The sequence below is a fragment of the Chitinophaga sp. genome (assembly GCF_036569125.1).
In the GTDB taxonomy this organism is placed as follows: domain Bacteria; phylum Bacteroidota; class Bacteroidia; order Chitinophagales; family Chitinophagaceae; genus Chitinophaga.
In genome coordinates this window covers 1-16,724 of record NZ_DATCRF010000702.1, presented here as the reverse complement: position 1 = coordinate 16,724, position 16,724 = coordinate 1, and the positions used below count along the sequence as shown (strand labels likewise).

Sequence of the window (16,724 nt, the reverse complement as noted above, 5' to 3'; positions counted from 1 at the left end):
TCGTTCATGTTCATCACCAGGTCTTTCACACGGCTCAGCACCTGCTCCTGGGTAACATCTTTTACGGTCCAGATCACAAAGCCTTCCAGGGCAAACATGCTCAGGGGCAATGTTTCCTCCAGCCAGTCCAGGCACACCTTTTTGGTGCAAACCTGGTCGTAGGTAAGTTCCGGGATCTCGCCTTTCACCTTTACATCCACAAAGCGCGGGTCTACCTTTACTTTTACATATCCTTTAATGCCACTGCCATTTTCAGGAGTAGCTACGGTATGAATGATCTCGGTATCATAGTTCACCGGGAACTTGTACACCCTTTGCAGGATGAGCTTATACAGCCATTCCTTCTTATCTCTTGCTACCTTATCCGTACCAAAACCATGGGGTACAGTGGCCAGGTGCTCTCCGTCTTTGGTGAAAACTTTCTTGAACTGCTCAGAATAATAGAAGATGGCAAACTTGTAAGGCATGCCTATTCCGTAAATATCTTTATCCATGTCTGCAGTAACGGGGAAAACACTGGCCGCCACAATGTCCAGTAATTCCTGGTGGGCAGCCACTTCTTCAGGTCCATTTAACGGAACCAGTGCAGCAGGGATCTGTTCAAACTTATCAACCAGCTTGCGGTAGTAGAACGCTCTAGTATCTGCTTCGTTGGCAGCCTTCTCCTTCAGGAACCTTACAAAAGGTGCGAAGGAGATCCTGCTTTCGATAATCCCTTCATCCTTAAAAATACCTTTTTGTGCGGTTAAAACTCTCATAGTCAACTTAAGTATAGTTTAATTCATTTGCGAATATTTGATTCGGCAGCAGTTAGTGTGACAGTGTATGTATGCAGGATTAAGCAGTTTGGGAAGAAGTAATTAACTACAAAGTTACAATATTTCTGAACAGTATGGTTCAAGAAGTATGCCGTGCGGTTGGGTGTGCCATAGTGACATAGCGGGGGAATGTAGGGTTTTATGTAGGGGGGTAGAGTTGCGCAGCAATGTTAGTAGGGAAAAAGGAGGGTTTTAGGAGGGAAGGGTACCAGTTGCACAGCAATCGGAGGGCCATGGAAAATGTAAAATCATAAATGCTAAATGTAAAATGTAAAAGTCAATGCAGTACATCCGCGGCATTCAACTTTTACATTTTACATCTAAAATTTTACATTTTACATTCTTTTAAAACGTTATCTCCACCTGGTTCTTCAGAATATCATCCAGGGTATCTCTTTTGCGGATCAGGTGGGGTTTGCCTTCTTTCACCAGCACTTCGGCCGGTTTCAGGCGGGAGTTGAAGTTAGACGACATTTCAAAACCATAGGCGCCGGCGTTATAGAACACCAGGAAATCGCCTTCCCGTACTTCATTGATCTTACGGTCCCAGCCAAAGGTGTCTGTTTCGCAGATATTACCTACCACGGTATAAATACGCTCCGTACCATGCGGGTTGGAGATGTTGCGGATCAGGTGAAAAGCATCGTAGAACATAGGGCGGATCAGGTGGTTAAACCCGGAATTCACCCCAACAAATACGGTGGCCGTAGTTTGCTTGATCACGTTGGCCTTTACTACAAAATAACCGCTCTGGCTGACCAGGAACTTTCCCGGCTCAAACCACAGCTGCAGCGGGCGGTGGTAGTTCTTATTGAAACCATTAAAAGCATCGGACAGCTTTTTGCCTAACAGGTCAATATCCGTTTCCGGATCGCCCTGCTGGTAGGCTACTTTAAAGCCGCTGCCCAGGTCAATGGATTCCAGGTCGGGGAAGTGTTCTGCCATTTCAAACATGATCTCTACGCCACGCAGGAACACATCCACATCCTTTATTTCAGAACCGGTATGCATGTGCAGGCCGGTTACCTTTAGCTTCGTGCTTTTTACAATACGCTCAATATGGCGCAGCTGGTGAATGGAGATGCCAAACTTGCTGTCCACATGCCCGGTGGAAATTTTGAAGTTACCGCCGGCCATGATGTGCGGGTTCAGGCGGATGCAGATGGGATAGCTGCTGCCGAACTTATTGCCGAACTGCTCCAGGATGGAGATATTGTCAATATTGATGTTTACGCCCAGGTCCTTGGCTGCAATGATCTCCTGCAGATCCACACAGTTGGGTGTGAAAATGATGTTCTTGGGATCAAAGCCGGCCTTAAGCCCCAGCTGCACTTCCTGGATGGATACGGTATCCAGCCCGCAGCCCAGGGAGTTAATATATTTCAGGATGTTGATATTGGTAAGTGCCTTGCACGCATAGAAAAAACGGGCATCCGTTTTTGTAAAGGCCTTCTGTAGTTTTTCGTACTGGGTCTTTATTTTTTCTGCATGGTACACGTATACCGGGGTACCAAATTCTTCTGCAATCTTCACCAGGAAATCGGCGGAGAGCACGTCGCTTTGTTTAGGCATTTATTGATCTATGATTTTAGATCTTAGATTTTAGATTTATAGCCGCGAGGAGTACCAGGCGTTCTGTTTTATCTAAAACCAAAAAGATGTGCAAATCTACTATGCAAATACGAGAAAACGTAACGCGCGGGAAAGGTCAGGGTTGCTTTTCTTCCTCTCCGTCCATAAAGTCGTCCAGGCTGCGGCGTTCCCGCTTGGTAGGGCGGCCGATCTTGCTGGGGCGCTTACCGGTATAAAAGGTGGTGGCCACCCGCTGGTTAAACTGCTGGTCCTCTTCCGTGGTCTTATCCACGTAATACTTAATGGCTTCCGTGTATTGCTGGCGGTTGTGCAGCAGGCCGGTGACCTCTATTTTCCACTTGCGGGTTTCTGTTTTAATATCATATTGATCGCCAATACCTACGGCGCGGGCAGCCTTTACGGCGGCCCCGTTCATTTTTACCTTGCCGGCCTCACAGGCGGCAGATGCCTGGGTACGGGTTTTAAACACGCGGATGGCCCAGAGGTATTTATCAAGACGGAGTTTTTCGGGAGTTGTTGCCATGTTAAAAAAATTAAAAGTAAAAAAGTAAAAATTAAAAAAATGCCGCGGATGAAGGCCCAGTTTTAATTTTTACTTTTTTACTTTTTACTTATTTACTCATCTCCGCAAAATACTGGTGAAAATACGGGATGGTTTCTATGCCTTTATAAAAGTTAGCCAGGTCATATTTTTCGTTGGGCGAGTGCAGGTTATCGCTATCCAGCCCAAAGCCCATTAAAATAGTTTTCAGCCCCAGCTCTTTTTCAAACAGCGCTACAATGGGAATGCTGCCACCGCCGCGTACTGGAATGGGCAATTTGCCAAAGGTGCTTTCAATAGCACGGCTGGCGGCTTTAAAGGCCACATGATCTGTTGGCGTAACATAGGGGCTGCCGCCATGATGGGCGGTAACCTTTATGGAAACAGACTTAGGCGCTATTTTTTCAAAATGCGCTTTGAACAGGTCGGAGATCTCGTGCCAGTCCTGGTTGGGCACCAGCCGCATAGATATTTTGGCGGATGCTTTGGAGGGCAGCACGGTTTTGGAACCTTCGCCGGTGTAACCGCCCCAGATGCCATTTACTTCCAGCGTAGGGCGTATGCCGGTGCGCTCAATAGTGCTGTAGCCTTTTTCGCCCCACAGCTCCTGCACGCCCAGGTCCTGCTTATATTCCGCTTCATTGAAGGGCGCCTTATTCAGCGCTTCCCTTTCTTCTTTGCTTAATTCCAGCACCTTATCATAAAAACCGGGAATGGTAATGTGGTTATTCTCATCGTGCAGGGAAGCGATCATTTTTGCCAGTATGGTAGCGGGGTTAGCTACTGCGCCGCCATATACGCCGCTGTGCAGATCGCGGTTAGGGCCGGTAACCTCTACCTCCATATAGGACAGGCCGCGCAAGCCGGTATCCAGGGAAGGATTTTCCAGGCTTAACATGGCGGTGTCGGAGATCAGCACTACATCTGCTTTTAAGCGCTCTTTATTTTCTTTAATAAAAATGCCCAGGTTAGATGAACCTACTTCTTCCTCCCCTTCTATCATGAATTTAATATTACAGGGCAGGCTGTTGGTCCTTATCATGATCTCAAATGCTTTTACATGCATGTAGAACTGGCCTTTATCATCGGCGCTGCCACGGGCATAAATGCGGCCGTCTTTGATCACCGGCTCAAAAGGGCCGCTGTGCCACAGCTCCAAGGGATCGGGCGGTTGCACATCATAGTGGCCATATACTAATACAGTAGGTAATTTGGGATCTATAATTTTTTCGCCATACACGATCGGGTGGCCGGCGGTAGGGCATATTTCCACCTTATCGGCGCCGGCTTCCTGCAGGCGCTGCTGTACAGCTTCCGCACATGTTTTTACATCCTGACTGTAACGGGAATCTGCGCTGATAGAGGGTATGCGCAACAGCGATAATAATTCATCCAGAAAACGGTCTTGGTGTTGTGCCTGGTAATCTTTCCAAACTTGCATATTCAGGAGTATTAAGTTTCAATGGGGTGCAATTTAATGGAAAAGTATGAACCGCCATTTTAACCAATATAAATGCTAACATTAACGTAGTATCAGCGCAGTGGCGGAACATTTCTAAATCAACTATTAATGAATAAATCTTATACTTAATAGGCGGATTGTAAACCGGGTGGTGGCAAGGATCCAAATATTTAACTTAATTAACCAATAGTTAACTTTTTTTTGTAACTTTTAATAGGAAATTTTCGGTGCCGAATAGAGTGAAACACCAAAATTTGTCTGGGACCGGGGTTACATTCCTATATGCTAAGCTCCTACAATATGTACATGTATACACTTTCGCAAAAAGAAACAATATGAACAGTATTGATGATATGGCTGTGTTATCAGAGCTAAAACAGGGTAATATAAAGGCATACCAGTATTTTTTTCTGAAATACTACAAGCCTTTATGCCTGAAAGCGCACACGATGCTGGGTAACATGCGGAGAGCGCAGGACCTGGTGCAGCATACATTTATACGTATATGGGAACAAAGGCTATACCTTGACATACAACAATCCGTAGGTGGTTTTCTTTATCAGCAGGTACATCTGGATTGTGTGGAACAGCTGAAGAAAGATCCGAAAAGCCAGGCGGGCGATGAAAAACATTTACCACAAGCTAATGAGCAAACAAATACAAATGGTACAAATGAAAATGAACAACAGGAGCTCCGTAAACAGGTGATAAGCGAGCTGGATGGCCTGCCGGCCGATAAATTAGAACAGGCGCTGAAAGACCTGCGCGTTATCAGGTACAGTTAAACCTCGAACTTTCTTATGAGCTTATTCATATGAAATTTGATCAAGAATATATTTACCAATTGCTGCTGGAAAAACAACTGGGGGAGATCAGTAAAGAGAACGACCGGTACCTGCAGCAGGTAATGAAGTACGACGAGCATGTGCGCAATTGCTGGCTGGAACTGGAAAATGCCAAAGTTGCCACGAATGAAGATATCCTGGAGGATCTCCGGGCGGACCTGGTATGGTGTAAAATTGAAACATTATTAAAACCCGCACCTCCTTTTCCCAACCGTGTGCTGCGGCTCATAAAAAAATACCGTATTGCGGTTGCTGCAGTGATTGTTGCAGCCCTGCTGGCAGCCGGCGGCCTGGGATTTTACCTGTATGATCATCATTACTACTCACACTCACAGCCTCCGGCACTGGCAGCTGGTAATACCAATAAAATACCTGCACCAGCGCCTGTAAGCAATTATACAACGCCAAATATTCAGCTAACCGGCAGCAATAATAATGTAGTACCGGTTATACCGGGCCCCATGCCTGGCGCTGCACCTGCGGCTACAGCTACCGACAGTATTTATTTAACCCGCCAGCTGCCGGATCCCGTTAATAACAGTGACCTGGCGGCTGATGCAAATGTGCCTGCCAAGGTGGAATGGAATACCTTAACCGTGCCTCCCAGAACAGATTACCGGCTGGAGCTGGCCGATGGTACGGAGGTGCACCTGAACGCCAGTTCTACCCTGCGGTTCCCATTCATTTTCCTGGGTAAAACAAGAGAAGTTTACCTGGATGGCGAAGCTTATTTTATAGTGGCCAAGAATGCCAGCCAGCCTTTTATAGTACATACCCCCAGCACTTCTGTAAAGGCGCTTGGAACAGCTTTTAATATTAATTCCTATAATGCCGACCTGGTGGTTACCTCCCTGGTGCAGGGCGCTGCCGTAACGGATGTAGGGGATTCGCTGGATGTTACATTAAAACCCGGTTATGAAGCCATTTATAAAACCGGGGAAAGGTTTAAGGTGAAACGTTTTGATGAATCCATTACCCTTTCCTGGCGGGAAGGTATTTACCGTTTCCGCAATACCCGCCTGGCCGACCTGCAGCCGGTTATACAGCGCTGGTTTGGCCTTAAACTGGCTTTTGAGCCCCAATCAATAGCCGGTGCAGAATACAGCGGCTGCCTGGAGAAGAACAAACCCCTTTCTGCCTTCCTGGATCAGCTGACCAATGCAATGCGGCTGGACTATCGCATTTACGATAATACCATTCACTTCAACACCCGGAAATAAGTTGCAGGAATAATTTCAGGAGATCAGTTTTTGCCGGAGCAGGAATTCCAGCTTTTCATTCACATCCAGCAGCTTGGCAGTTAGCTCTTTGTTTTCGCGCCGGAGGGAGAACACCTCATACGCTTTTTCAATATTATGCTTCAGCTCTTCCTCGTTCCAGGGTTTGGAAAAATACTTGTACACCTGACCTTTATTAATGGCATCTATCACTGCATTAATATCTGCATAACCGGTTAACAGGATGCGGATAGGCTCGGGATGTTTATCCAAAATAGTTTCGAAAAATTCTATGCCTGTCATTTTAGGCATACGCTGGTCGGAGATAATGATGTGAACTTCGTGTTCAAGTAACAATTGTTCTGCCTCTGCTGCTGATGCGGCGGTGTACACGGTATACAGCCTGCGGAAGGCGGCCCTGAAAGCGGTCAGGTTGTTTATCTCATCATCGATATAGAGAATATGGATGTGTTGCGCACTCATTTCAAGGAGACCTTAGTTCTAAGTTAATAAAAATAAATGAGTTACAAACAATAAACCCATTGCTACATTGAATATTATAGCCCGTATGGTTACCTGAGGTGAAAATATTTCCACAAAATTATGGATAAACAAAGGATTTTTAGTCTTATTTTTTGCAGGTATTTGTAGCATATGGGGACAACAGATAGTTTTTGCAGTTTGGTGAAATGTGTGTAGGTTTGGTGCATTCGTATCTCTTTGGCGTGGTTAAATAGCACATAACCAGCGCGCTATGTACCGGCATTATCTTCTAATGTGAATATAAAAATTAAACCGTTTAACAAATGAAAAAATGGATCATTGTAGTTGTTGTCCTGGTATTATTAGGCATGTTCGGCTGCAATAAGTACAACGGCCTGGTAAAGCAGGACGAGAATGTAAAGAATAAATGGGGCGCCGTACAAAGCCAGTATCAACGCCGGGCCGACCTTATCCCCAACCTGGTAAGCACGGTAAAAGGCGCTGCCAATTTTGAGCAAACTACTTTAACGCAGGTAATTGAAGCCCGCGCCAAAGCCACCCAGGTCACTATAAATGCTGATGACCTGTCTCCGGAAAAGATCCAGCAGTTCCAACAGGCGCAAGGCCAGCTGAGCTCTGCCCTGGGCCGTTTGCTGGCAGTAGCTGAAAGCTATCCGCAGCTGAAGGCTAACCAGAATTTCCTGGATCTGCAGGCACAGCTGGAAGGCACAGAAAATCGTATAACCGTGGCCCGTAATGATTTTAACGAGGCAGTGAACGGCTACAACAGCTCTGTACGTACTTTCCCGAATAATATTATTGCCGGCATCAGCGGTTTCCAGCAGAAAGGATATTTCCAGGCGCAGGCCGGATCTGAGAATGCACCCAAGGTTCAATTTTAAAATTTTAGATTTTAGATTTACGATTTTAGATTTTGGGGGAAGCACTCCGGAATTTAAAATCACCGTGCAAAGCCTGGCCATTTTGGAGCAACAGCTACCAGGGTTGGGTTACATGATCTTGAACAGGGAGCCTGCATCTTCAAATCTAAAATCTAAGATCGTAAATCTAAAATCCCAATACTCATGGGTTTATTTCCATTTGGTAAAAAAGAGCTTTTGCAGGAGCCTGAAAAAGAGCGGCTGGTGCAGGCCATCCGTACGGCGGAAAGGCTTACCAGCGGAGAAATAAGGCTGTTTGTAGAAAGCCGTTGCGCGTATGTAGATCCCATGGACCGGGCGCAGGAAATATTCCTGTCGCTGGGAATGGAAAAAACAAAACAACATAACGGAGTGCTGTTATATGTGGCCCTGAAGGACCGGCAGTTTGCCATCCTGGGCGATAAAGGCATTCATGATAAAGTAGGTGATCATTTCTGGCAAAAAGAAGCCCATCTGCTAAAGGTTCATTTCTCCCAGCAACGGGTAGTGGAAGGGATGGAGGAATGTATTAAAGAGATCGGGGAATCGTTACACACACATTTCCCCTACGCAGCCAGCGATGAAAACGAATTGCCGGACGACATTATTTTTGGCCGATGAATGGATTTCAGATCTACGATTTACGATTTTAGATTTAAATGCAAGTCCATCAAATCTCAAATCGTAAATCTCAAATCGTAAATAATTAGTATGAGGTTATTTTGCTGGTTATGGTTCAGCATGTTGCTGGTTACAGGCTTACATACCTATGCACAGGACATACCCGCCCGGCCTAACCCACCCCGGCTGGTGAATGATATGGCAGGCGTGCTGCTACGCGAGGAGGCCGATGCGCTGGAGAGTAAAGTAGTAGCCTATAGCGACAGCACCTCTTCCCAGATAGCGATCGTAACGGTTAAAACAACCGGTGATTATGATATAAGCGAGGTGGCGTTGAAAATATTACGCGATTGGGGAGTGGGTGTGAAAGGTAAGAACAACGGTTTGGTGATACTGGCCGCTATTGACGACCGGAAAATACGTATAGAAACCGGTTACGGGCTGGAAGGCGCCGTGCCGGATGCAATAGCCAACCGCATTATTGACCAGATCATTGTGCCCAATTTCCGCCAGGGGCACTACTATCAGGGCCTGGATGAGGCGGTGGATGCCATTGAGAAAGCGGCTGCCGGCGAATATAAAGGCATACCCAAAGCCAGGAAGAGCGGCGGGGGCGGCGCTATTTTTGTGATGATCATTATTATCATCATCATTGTATCTATTATCAACAACCGCCGCGGCGGTAATACTACCATCAGCCGGAGAGGCTGGGGCGGTTTGGGAGGTTTTCCCATTGGTGGCGGCTGGGGTAGCGGCGGCGGAGGCGGCGGATGGTCGTCCGGTGGCGGTGGTGGTGGTTTCGGAGGATTTGGCGGCGGCTCCGGTGGCGGCGGCGGCGCCAGTGGCAGCTGGTAACCTTCCCTGTTGACATTGAAAAAAGTAACACCATGTCTTATATGCATGTTCTTAACGGCGATGCTACCCTAACCTTGTTCCGGCAAAGTGAGATCCCGGGTGAGATCGTAGTATGCCGGGAAATGATGTGTGAAGGCAAAGTGATATGTACGGATGATATGGCCCTGTTTTTTGAAACCCGCGCCAAACACCTGGAACAACATTATGGCATTGACCGGCAAACTTACTTTGCCAATGTAGTTAAAGAGCTGGAAAAGCTTAAAACAGCGGGTGAATACGATGAAATAGTGCTGTGGTTCGAGTTTGACCTCTTTTGCCAGATCAACCTGCTTTTTATACTCCACTACCTGCGCACGCAGGTGATACGTTTACCTAAAATAAGCCTGGTATCTATCGAGAACCATCCTGAAGTAATGGATTTCAGGGGGCTGGGACTATTAATGCCCTACCATTTTCCTGCATTATTGCAGGAGCGGGTGTACCTGGAAGAAGCTGATATGCAGCTGGCAGCCCATGCCTGGGAGGCCTACTGCAAGGGCGATCCGCCGGAGCTGGAAGCCATCAGCCGGCATGCCACCTCCCACTTATCTTACCTGGGGCCGGCCCTGATCGCACACCTGCAACGGCTGCCGGCACTGGACAACGGTCTGAATGCCATTCAAAGCTATTTCCTGCGCAAGCTGTCTTTATCAAGCCTGCGCTGGTATGACCTGTATGCGCAGTTCTGGGATGATATGAAGATCTACGGCTTTGGCGATTTTCAGCTGGACATTTACATACAACGTATGCGCAGCGCCGGTATCATTGAACAGCAGGATGTAATGCTGTCTATTACCAGCCTGGGGCGGGAAGTATTGAATAATGAAGAGTATTACACCGACTATATTTCCCTGCAGAATCGCTGGCTGGGCGGGCTGCAGCTAATGGATAACCCCTGGAGATGGGACGATGCGGGTAAGCACGTAGTGCGGGTGAGCGAAGGTTAATTACGAATTAGTTAATTACGAATTACGAATTACGAATTGAGTAGTTCGTAGTGAAAGGGTTCAGGGAATAAATGGTGATGTAAGTTTGTATTTTATTATGCTGCATAACAAGGCACCAGGGCCTTAAACCGCTGCATTTTAATTCGTAATTCGTAATTGACTCAATCTTCTCCCAGCGGGAACCACAAGTTAACCCGGGTGCCGCAGGGCTGGCCTTCTGCATCAAACAGGTCCTCAATATCAAAGGAGGCCGCTACATTAAAACGGCTGTTATAGAGAGATAAACGATCGCGGGTGATCTGCAAACCGCGGGAGGCGTGGGTATAACCGCTTAGCTGTTTCAGCGCGGCCGATCTTTCACGGCCAATACCATTATCTTCTACGGTGCATAATATACGATCCTGCATTTTGGTGAAGGTCAATAATAATTTTCCCTGCTCCTCTTTTTTATGCAGCAGCCCATGCCAGATGGCATTTTCTATAAAGGGCTGAATGATCATGGTGAGGATCTCGGTGAAATCTGCATCTATAGAGGGGTCTATGGTGATCTTATAATCAAACTGGTCGGCAAAACGCAGCTTCTCCAATTCAATATAGTTTTCCAGCATGTTCACTTCTTTTGAGATGGGAATGGTATTGAGCTGGGAGTGATCCAATACGCTGCGAATGAGGCGGGCAAAGCGGTTCAGGTAGGCAAGCGCCTGCTCTGTTTCGCTCTTCATCATAAACGTTTGAATGGAGTTGAGCGCATTAAAAATAAAATGCGGGTTCATTTGTGCGCGCAGGGCTTTCATTTCCAGCTGCGCCATCCGTTGCTGCATAAGTGTGCGGCGTTTGGCCTCCTTCTTTATAAAGTAAATGCGTGCACGGAAATAAATGTAAATAAAGGCTGCCACCAGCAGCAGTATCAGCAGGCGGAACCAGTTCGTTTGCCAGAAGGCCGGTTTTATGTTTATGCGCAGTACAGTGGTGTTGGCGGAAAAAGTGCCGGCGGTGTTCACACTGCGCACTTTAAAAGTATAGTTGCCCGGTGGCAGGTTGGTGTATTTGGCTATTAACAAGCCTTCTGCATTTACCCAGTCTTCATCCAGCCCATCCAGCTGGTAATAATACCGGATCTTTTCATGATGGTATTGCAGGCTTTTGAACTCAATGGAAATAAAGTTCTGCTTATAATTTAATGTAACCGGCTGCCGGGCGTCAATGGCGGCATCTATCTGTATGCTGCTGTCCAGCGCTTTAAGCGCCAGTATGCTTACATCCGGCGGCGGCGGCGCCACCTTTAATACAGCGGGGTCAAAGGCTACGAAATGATCTGAGCCGCCTACCAGTAAGCGCCCATCCTGCAAAGGCAAAATGCGGCGGCGTACTTTACGGTTGTTATCGATAATATTATCGCCCTGGATAAATGTTTCCAGGTTAAACTGCCTGCGGTTAAAACGGTAAAAACCATACTCGGTAGTGAACCAGATGCCCTGTTTACCATCGCTCTGTAAGCACAGCACCCATTCATCAAATAACAGCCCGTTCACCTTTAAGGGTTTTACGGTAGTGCGCCGGGGGTTAAATACCCACAGCCCATGATCTGTACCGGCTATCAGCGTAGTATCATCCTGTTTATATAAGCTGGTGATGTTATTTACGAAGCGCTGCTCCCCGCTAAAACTTTCTTTTACCATTACCTGGCCGGTATGGCTGTTAAACAGCACCAGCCCTACTGTGCTGGTGGCCAGCCATAGCAGGGAATCGTTCTCCGGCACAATGTCCATAACGGAGGTTTGCCGCTGCAGGTTGGTCATAAACTGCGGATAGGCTCTGGCGGTTTTCGTACGCGGGTTCCAGTGGGCCAGCCCTCTTTTATACAGGCCTATCCATACGGAAGTATCATTTTCCACGTACATGCTCATCAGGGTTTGCTCCTCGAAAGCGGGCGGGTTGTAGTGGGATATAAATTTACCCTGCTCCGGATCAAACTCTGATAAAAAACCATTCTCCTGCCCTATCAGCACATGCCCGTTCTTCATTTCGGCAAAGCTCCATACCAGGCCACGGGGCTCCGGCAGGCAATGTGCGGGATCGTTACTGTTGTGCGTAAAATGCTGCTTTAGCTCAAGGCCGGCATTAAACCAGCAGAAACCCTGGCCCCAGTAACCGGCAAATATATCGCCACTGCGGGTTTGCAGCAGGTCTGTTACTTCTGCGCGGGGCAGGCGCTGCGTGGTGCCGTTAAAAACGGTACGGTGGTCCAACATCCGGAACGTGCGGTTGTGCAGGCTCAGGATATTTACGCCCAGGTCCGTACCTATCCATAAATGCCCTTCACGGTCGGTTAAAAAACAGTTGGTTTCAAAATCGTAGTGCAGGCCCAGGTCGTCTGTATTTTCGGCGCGTATGTTCACGGAAAAAGCATCCAGGTTGCTATTGTACCGGTAAACGCCTCTATGATCGGTAGCTATCCATATGTTATGATCCGGGTCTGCGGTCATATCAAACACCTCTCCTACCGGGTAAGATTGCAGATGCCCGCTTACCGGGTCGTAACAATAAAGTCCCTGGGCCCGGGCGGCTATCCATATACGGCGGCGATAGTCAATATAAAATTTACGTACGCTGGTAGTAATGTTGAAAACCGGCAGCTGCTTCGGGTTGTGGGCGGCGCTGTATAAATGTTTGCGTTGCTTATCCAGCAGGAAAATACCGTTCTTACCGCTGATCCACAGGTTACCTTCATGGTCTTCTGTAATGGCGCTGCTCATTTGCAGGCGTTCTGCCTCGGGAACAATAGTGGCTTTTTCAAACATGCCGGTGCTATCGTCAAAGCGCAGCAGGCCTTCCTGGGTGGTGGCCCATATTACGCCTGCCGCATCTTCCACAATATGGCTGCATTGAATATTGCCCTGCGAGGAGGGCGGTATATCTACCTTCAGCGCTTTTAGTGAGCTGGTGGCCGGGTCATAGAATTGTATATTATCCGGCGCGCCCATCCAGATGCGGCCTTTACGGTCTTCGCACAGGCAAATATCATCATAGTAAATGGTGCCGGGCACCCGGTCAAAGTTGGCGATGGTGAGCAGGTTGCTGCCATCGTACCGCTGCAGGGCGGTGCTGGCTATCCATACAAACCCTTTACGGTCCTGCATGATGGCGGATACGTGGTTGCTGGCCAGCCCGTTCTGGAGGTTCAGATGGGAGAATTTGTAGGATACCTGCGGTTCCTGCGCCCATGCAGGCTGCATACAGGTGCATAACCAGAGTGAAATGTAAAATGCCACACGTGCCAGCAACGCGCTGCCAGGGATATATGCCAGCCAATTAAACACTTTCTCTCACTTTGACAGTTTACATTTACAGGATTATCGGATGTAGTGTGCTGCTGCTAGATCCCTTTCAGTACATAGGCGACTACCTTATTACCATAAAAAGTAGGGATATATACGATCTTCTGTTGTGGATTATACCCAATATCTGCCGTATTCAGTTTTTGTGCCTGCGTATCCAGCAGCTTAACTGCAGTGCCTTTGGAAGCATTTACATAGAACACTTCACCCGGCCAGCAAGATACGATGAATTCGCCGGGTTTTACCTGTTCTATACCGTCTACACTTTTACTTACAGCAGTTATTTTTTTCAGGCTCCTGTCTCTCTCCAGACTAAACATAGCGCCATCTGCCAGCACATAAAAAGCGTTGGGCAGCGCCAGCAGGCCGTTGGGGCCTTTTAAGCCTTCCAGCAGGGTGCTTACCTTGCCATTCTTATACTGGTGCACCTTACCGGTGCGGGTATCGCTCACGTATACCGTGCCTTTATTGTCGATGGTAATATCGTTCAGGAATACACTGCCTTCCACGGGAACATGCTGTACAATGCTGCCTTTATCAATATCTATCACTACTATTTCAGTAAGGTCTGCCACGTATAAATGGTTCTTATACACGCCCAATCCCTTGGGGGCATTCAGGCCTTTTACCCATTCCAGGTCCAGCACCTTCCCTTCCGGCGACAGGCGGGAAATGAAGCCCTGCCCGTCTTTAACGGCGCCATCGCCCTGGATATCGGATACGTATAATACATTTCTTTTAGCATCAAAATAAACGGATTCCGGTACGCGCAGGGTAGTATCCGTTTCCCATTGCTGTTCCAGGGCCACGGGTGCTTGCTGTGCTGTAACGGGTAAAGTGGCCAGCAGGCCGGCGGCCAGGAGCAGGCCGGTAAAGATGGAGTTGTGTTGTGTTTTCATAACGGTTAAAATTTAATTTATGCGTTTACAGCTGCCTGGTAGCGGGCCTCATCAAACTCCTTTTCACTTTTAGCCACTACGATTGTGGCTACGCCATTGCCTATCAGGTTGGTGATAGCCCTGGCTTCGGACATAAAACGGTCCACCCCTATCAGGATGGCCAGCCCTTCTACCGGTATTACTTTAATAACAGTGAGCGTGGATGCCAGTACAATAAACCCGCTGCCTGTAATGCCGGCCGCGCCTTTGGAGGTAATAACCAGTATGCCGATGATGGTTAGCTCCTGCGCCAGTGTTAGGTTTACGCCAAATACCTGCGCCAGGAATATAACGGCCATGGATAAGTAAATGCTGGTACCGTCCAGGTTAAAGGAATAACCGGCGGGTATTACCAGGCCTACCACGGAGCGGGAACAGCCCAGCTGCTCCAGGCGCTCCATCATACCCGGCAATGCGGATTCTGAGGAGGAGGTGCCCAGCACCAGCAGTATTTCATTGCTTACAAACTTTAAATACTTCCACAGGCTGAAGCGGTAAATACGCGCTATGCTGCCCAGCACCAGGAAAATAAACAGGAACATGGTCAGGTACACGCACAGCATCAGCTTCAGCAAAGGGATCAAAGCGCCTGCGCCAAAGTTGCCGATGGTATAGGCCATACCGCCAAAAGCGCCCAGGGGCGCCAGCTTCATGATCACTTTCAGGATGTTGAAGAACACCTGTGAAATACGGTCAAAGGTATGTAACAGGGGAATGCCGGCATCTTTCATACGGGTAATGCCGTAACCGAACAGGATGGCAAATACCAGCACCTGCAAAATATCGCCTTTGGCAAATGATTCAAATACGTTGGAGGGTACAATGTGCAGGAAGAATTCCACCCAGTTCATGCCGGCTGCATCTTTTTCTATTTTGGCGGCAGCGGCAACGTTCACATGCGTGAAAGCCACGCCATGGCCGGGTTTCAGCCAGTTGGCCACTATCAGCCCGATAACAATGGCCAGGGTGGTTACGATCTCAAAGTATAATAAAGCCTTACCGCCTACCCGGCCCACCTTTTTCATATCGCCCATGCGGGCAATGCCCAGCACAATGGTAAGGAAGATGATGGGGGCTATCAGCATTTTGATGAGGTTAATGAATATATCGCTGATCAGCTTAGCAGTGCCGGCTATCCCGGGGAACAGCAGTCCTGCTATAATACCCAGTATGATAGCTACTATTACCTGGAAATAGAGATGATGGTAAAACTTCTTCATATATTCCAAAGTACAAATAAAGTTTAAGATGGGGGAGCCACTTTCATGTAAAAGAAAGCCCCCCGCTAAGCGGAGGGCCTGTACTTGTATAAGTAATATTTCGTTTAGGCATTTACTGCAGCAATACCCGGCAGCTCTTTACCTTCAAAGTATTCCAGCATAGCGCCACCACCGGTGGATACATAGCTTACCTTGTCGGCCAGGCCAAACTGGTTCACCGCAGCTACGGAATCGCCACCGCCTACCAGGGAAAAAGCGCCCTGTGAGGTAGCTTTCACAATAGCGTCTGCCACGGCTTTGGTACCTTTCTGGAAGGCTTCCATTTCAAATACGCCCATTGGCCCGTTCCATAAAATGGTTTTGGACTGGCTTATTACTTCACTGAACTTTTGGATGGATTTTTCTCCAATATCCAGTCCCATCCAGCCGGCGGGAATGTTGTCGTTGGATACTACCTGTGTATTGGCATCTGCTGCAAACTTATCTGCCGCAACGGAATCCACGGGCAGCAGCAGGTTTACGCCTTTGGCTTTTGCTTTGGCTTCCAGCTCTTTTGCCAGGTCCAGCTTATCGTTCTCTACCAGGGAGTTGCCGATCTCTTTGCCCTGCGCCTTCAGGAAGGTATACGCCATACCGCCACCAATAATGATGTTGTTGGCTTTTTCCATCAGGTTTTCTATGATCAATATCTTATCGCTCACCTTAGCGCCGCCTAAAATAGCGGTGAAGGGGTTTTCAGCGTTATGCAGCACTTTTTCCGCGTTGCCTACTTCGGCTTCCATCAGCAAACCGAACATGCGTGCGTCTGCAGGGTAGTATTGTGCAATCACGGCTGTGGAGGCGTGTGCGCGGTGGGCGGTACCAAAGGCATCGTTCACATAAACATC

General features: G+C 47.9%; 15 protein-coding genes. 6 read left to right on the top strand and 9 right to left on the bottom strand.

The features are described from left to right. From VIM87_RS26130 to VIM87_RS26115, 4 genes are all read right to left on the bottom strand, one after another. Positions 1-758, bottom strand: a 758-nt coding sequence (locus VIM87_RS26130; RefSeq protein ID WP_331999840.1) for a hypothetical protein, incomplete at its 3' end; no start/stop codon positions are given. A gap of 405 nt (positions 759-1,163) precedes the next feature. After that, on the bottom strand, positions 1,164-2,390 hold the full coding sequence (lysA, locus tag VIM87_RS26125) for a diaminopimelate decarboxylase (RefSeq protein WP_331999839.1): 1,227 nt from the start codon (positions 2,388-2,390) through the stop codon (positions 1,164-1,166). Positions 2,391-2,526: 136 nt separating this feature from the next. Beyond that, complete coding sequence (locus tag VIM87_RS26120) at positions 2,527-2,934, bottom strand: RNA-binding S4 domain-containing protein (RefSeq protein ID WP_331999838.1); 408 nt, start codon at positions 2,932-2,934, stop codon at positions 2,527-2,529. Positions 2,935-3,022: 88 nt separating this feature from the next. Beyond that, positions 3,023-4,393 carry a dipeptidase gene (locus VIM87_RS26115; RefSeq protein WP_331999837.1) on the bottom strand — a complete coding sequence of 457 codons (1,371 nt, stop codon included), beginning with the start codon at positions 4,391-4,393 and terminating at the stop codon, positions 3,023-3,025. Positions 4,394-4,749: 356 nt separating this feature from the next. Here VIM87_RS26115 and VIM87_RS26110 point away from each other — a divergent pair, with 356 nt between their 5' ends. Both VIM87_RS26110 and VIM87_RS26105 read left to right on the top strand, forming a co-directional pair. Further along, positions 4,750-5,199 (top strand): RNA polymerase sigma factor, encoded by a 450-nt coding sequence (locus VIM87_RS26110; RefSeq protein WP_331999836.1) that lies wholly within the window; start codon positions 4,750-4,752, stop codon positions 5,197-5,199. 29 nt (positions 5,200-5,228) lie between these two features. Next, on the top strand, positions 5,229-6,479 hold the full coding sequence (locus VIM87_RS26105; RefSeq protein WP_331999835.1) for a FecR family protein: 1,251 nt from the start codon (positions 5,229-5,231) through the stop codon (positions 6,477-6,479). Between the two features lie 15 nt (positions 6,480-6,494). On the opposite strand, the gene VIM87_RS26100 is transcribed toward VIM87_RS26105, so the two are convergent. Further along, complete coding sequence (locus VIM87_RS26100; RefSeq protein ID WP_089920030.1) at positions 6,495-6,959, bottom strand: response regulator; 465 nt, start codon at positions 6,957-6,959, stop codon at positions 6,495-6,497. A 323-nt stretch (positions 6,960-7,282) separates the two neighbouring features. Here VIM87_RS26100 and VIM87_RS26095 point away from each other — a divergent pair, with 323 nt between their 5' ends. From VIM87_RS26095 to VIM87_RS26080, 4 genes are all read left to right on the top strand, one after another. After that, positions 7,283-7,861, top strand: a complete 579-nt coding sequence (locus VIM87_RS26095; protein WP_331999834.1) for a LemA family protein — start codon at positions 7,283-7,285, stop codon at positions 7,859-7,861. 183 nt (positions 7,862-8,044) lie between these two features. Continuing rightward, positions 8,045-8,500 (top strand): TPM domain-containing protein, encoded by a 456-nt coding sequence (locus tag VIM87_RS26090; RefSeq protein WP_331999833.1) that lies wholly within the window; start codon positions 8,045-8,047, stop codon positions 8,498-8,500. A gap of 90 nt (positions 8,501-8,590) precedes the next feature. After that, positions 8,591-9,355, top strand: a complete 765-nt coding sequence (locus tag VIM87_RS26085) for a TPM domain-containing protein (RefSeq protein ID WP_331999832.1) — start codon at positions 8,591-8,593, stop codon at positions 9,353-9,355. A gap of 32 nt (positions 9,356-9,387) precedes the next feature. After that, entirely contained in the window at positions 9,388-10,341 is a 954-nt protein-coding gene (locus VIM87_RS26080) for a hypothetical protein (RefSeq protein WP_331999831.1), read from the top strand. A gap of 161 nt (positions 10,342-10,502) precedes the next feature. Here the strand turns inward: VIM87_RS26080 and VIM87_RS26075 are convergent, their stop codons facing one another. From VIM87_RS26075 to VIM87_RS26060, 4 genes are all read right to left on the bottom strand, one after another. Further along, positions 10,503-13,577 (bottom strand): two-component regulator propeller domain-containing protein, encoded by a 3,075-nt coding sequence (locus tag VIM87_RS26075; protein ID WP_331999830.1) that lies wholly within the window; start codon positions 13,575-13,577, stop codon positions 10,503-10,505. 140 nt (positions 13,578-13,717) lie between these two features. Continuing rightward, positions 13,718-14,578 carry an ATP/GTP-binding protein gene (locus VIM87_RS26070; protein WP_331999829.1) on the bottom strand — a complete coding sequence of 287 codons (861 nt, stop codon included), beginning with the start codon at positions 14,576-14,578 and terminating at the stop codon, positions 13,718-13,720. Between the two features lie 17 nt (positions 14,579-14,595). Next, complete coding sequence (gene dctA, locus VIM87_RS26065) at positions 14,596-15,837, bottom strand: C4-dicarboxylate transporter DctA (protein ID WP_331999828.1); 1,242 nt, start codon at positions 15,835-15,837, stop codon at positions 14,596-14,598. Between the two features lie 104 nt (positions 15,838-15,941). Further along, positions 15,942-16,724, bottom strand: a 783-nt coding sequence (locus VIM87_RS26060) for a phosphoglycerate kinase (RefSeq protein WP_331999827.1), incomplete at its 5' end; no start/stop codon positions are given.

Coding starts and splice junctions, on each gene's coding strand:
- lysA (WP_331999839.1), bottom strand. CDS start 2,390: ATGCCTAAACAAAGCGACGTGCTCTCCGCCGATTTCCTGGTGAAGATT.
- VIM87_RS26120 (WP_331999838.1), bottom strand. CDS start 2,934: ATGGCAACAACTCCCGAAAAACTCCGTCTTGATAAATACCTCTGGGCC.
- VIM87_RS26115 (WP_331999837.1), bottom strand. CDS start 4,393: ATGCAAGTTTGGAAAGATTACCAGGCACAACACCAAGACCGTTTTCTG.
- VIM87_RS26110 (WP_331999836.1), top strand. CDS start 4,750: ATGAACAGTATTGATGATATGGCTGTGTTATCAGAGCTAAAACAGGGT.
- VIM87_RS26105 (WP_331999835.1), top strand. CDS start 5,229: ATGAAATTTGATCAAGAATATATTTACCAATTGCTGCTGGAAAAACAA.
- VIM87_RS26100 (WP_089920030.1), bottom strand. CDS start 6,959: ATGAGTGCGCAACACATCCATATTCTCTATATCGATGATGAGATAAAC.
- VIM87_RS26095 (WP_331999834.1), top strand. CDS start 7,283: ATGAAAAAATGGATCATTGTAGTTGTTGTCCTGGTATTATTAGGCATG.
- VIM87_RS26090 (WP_331999833.1), top strand. CDS start 8,045: ATGGGTTTATTTCCATTTGGTAAAAAAGAGCTTTTGCAGGAGCCTGAA.
- VIM87_RS26085 (WP_331999832.1), top strand. CDS start 8,591: ATGAGGTTATTTTGCTGGTTATGGTTCAGCATGTTGCTGGTTACAGGC.
- VIM87_RS26080 (WP_331999831.1), top strand. CDS start 9,388: ATGTCTTATATGCATGTTCTTAACGGCGATGCTACCCTAACCTTGTTC.
- VIM87_RS26075 (WP_331999830.1), bottom strand. CDS start 13,577: ATGCAGCCTGCATGGGCGCAGGAACCGCAGGTATCCTACAAATTCTCC.
- VIM87_RS26070 (WP_331999829.1), bottom strand. CDS start 14,578: ATGAAAACACAACACAACTCCATCTTTACCGGCCTGCTCCTGGCCGCC.
- dctA (WP_331999828.1), bottom strand. CDS start 15,837: ATGAAGAAGTTTTACCATCATCTCTATTTCCAGGTAATAGTAGCTATC.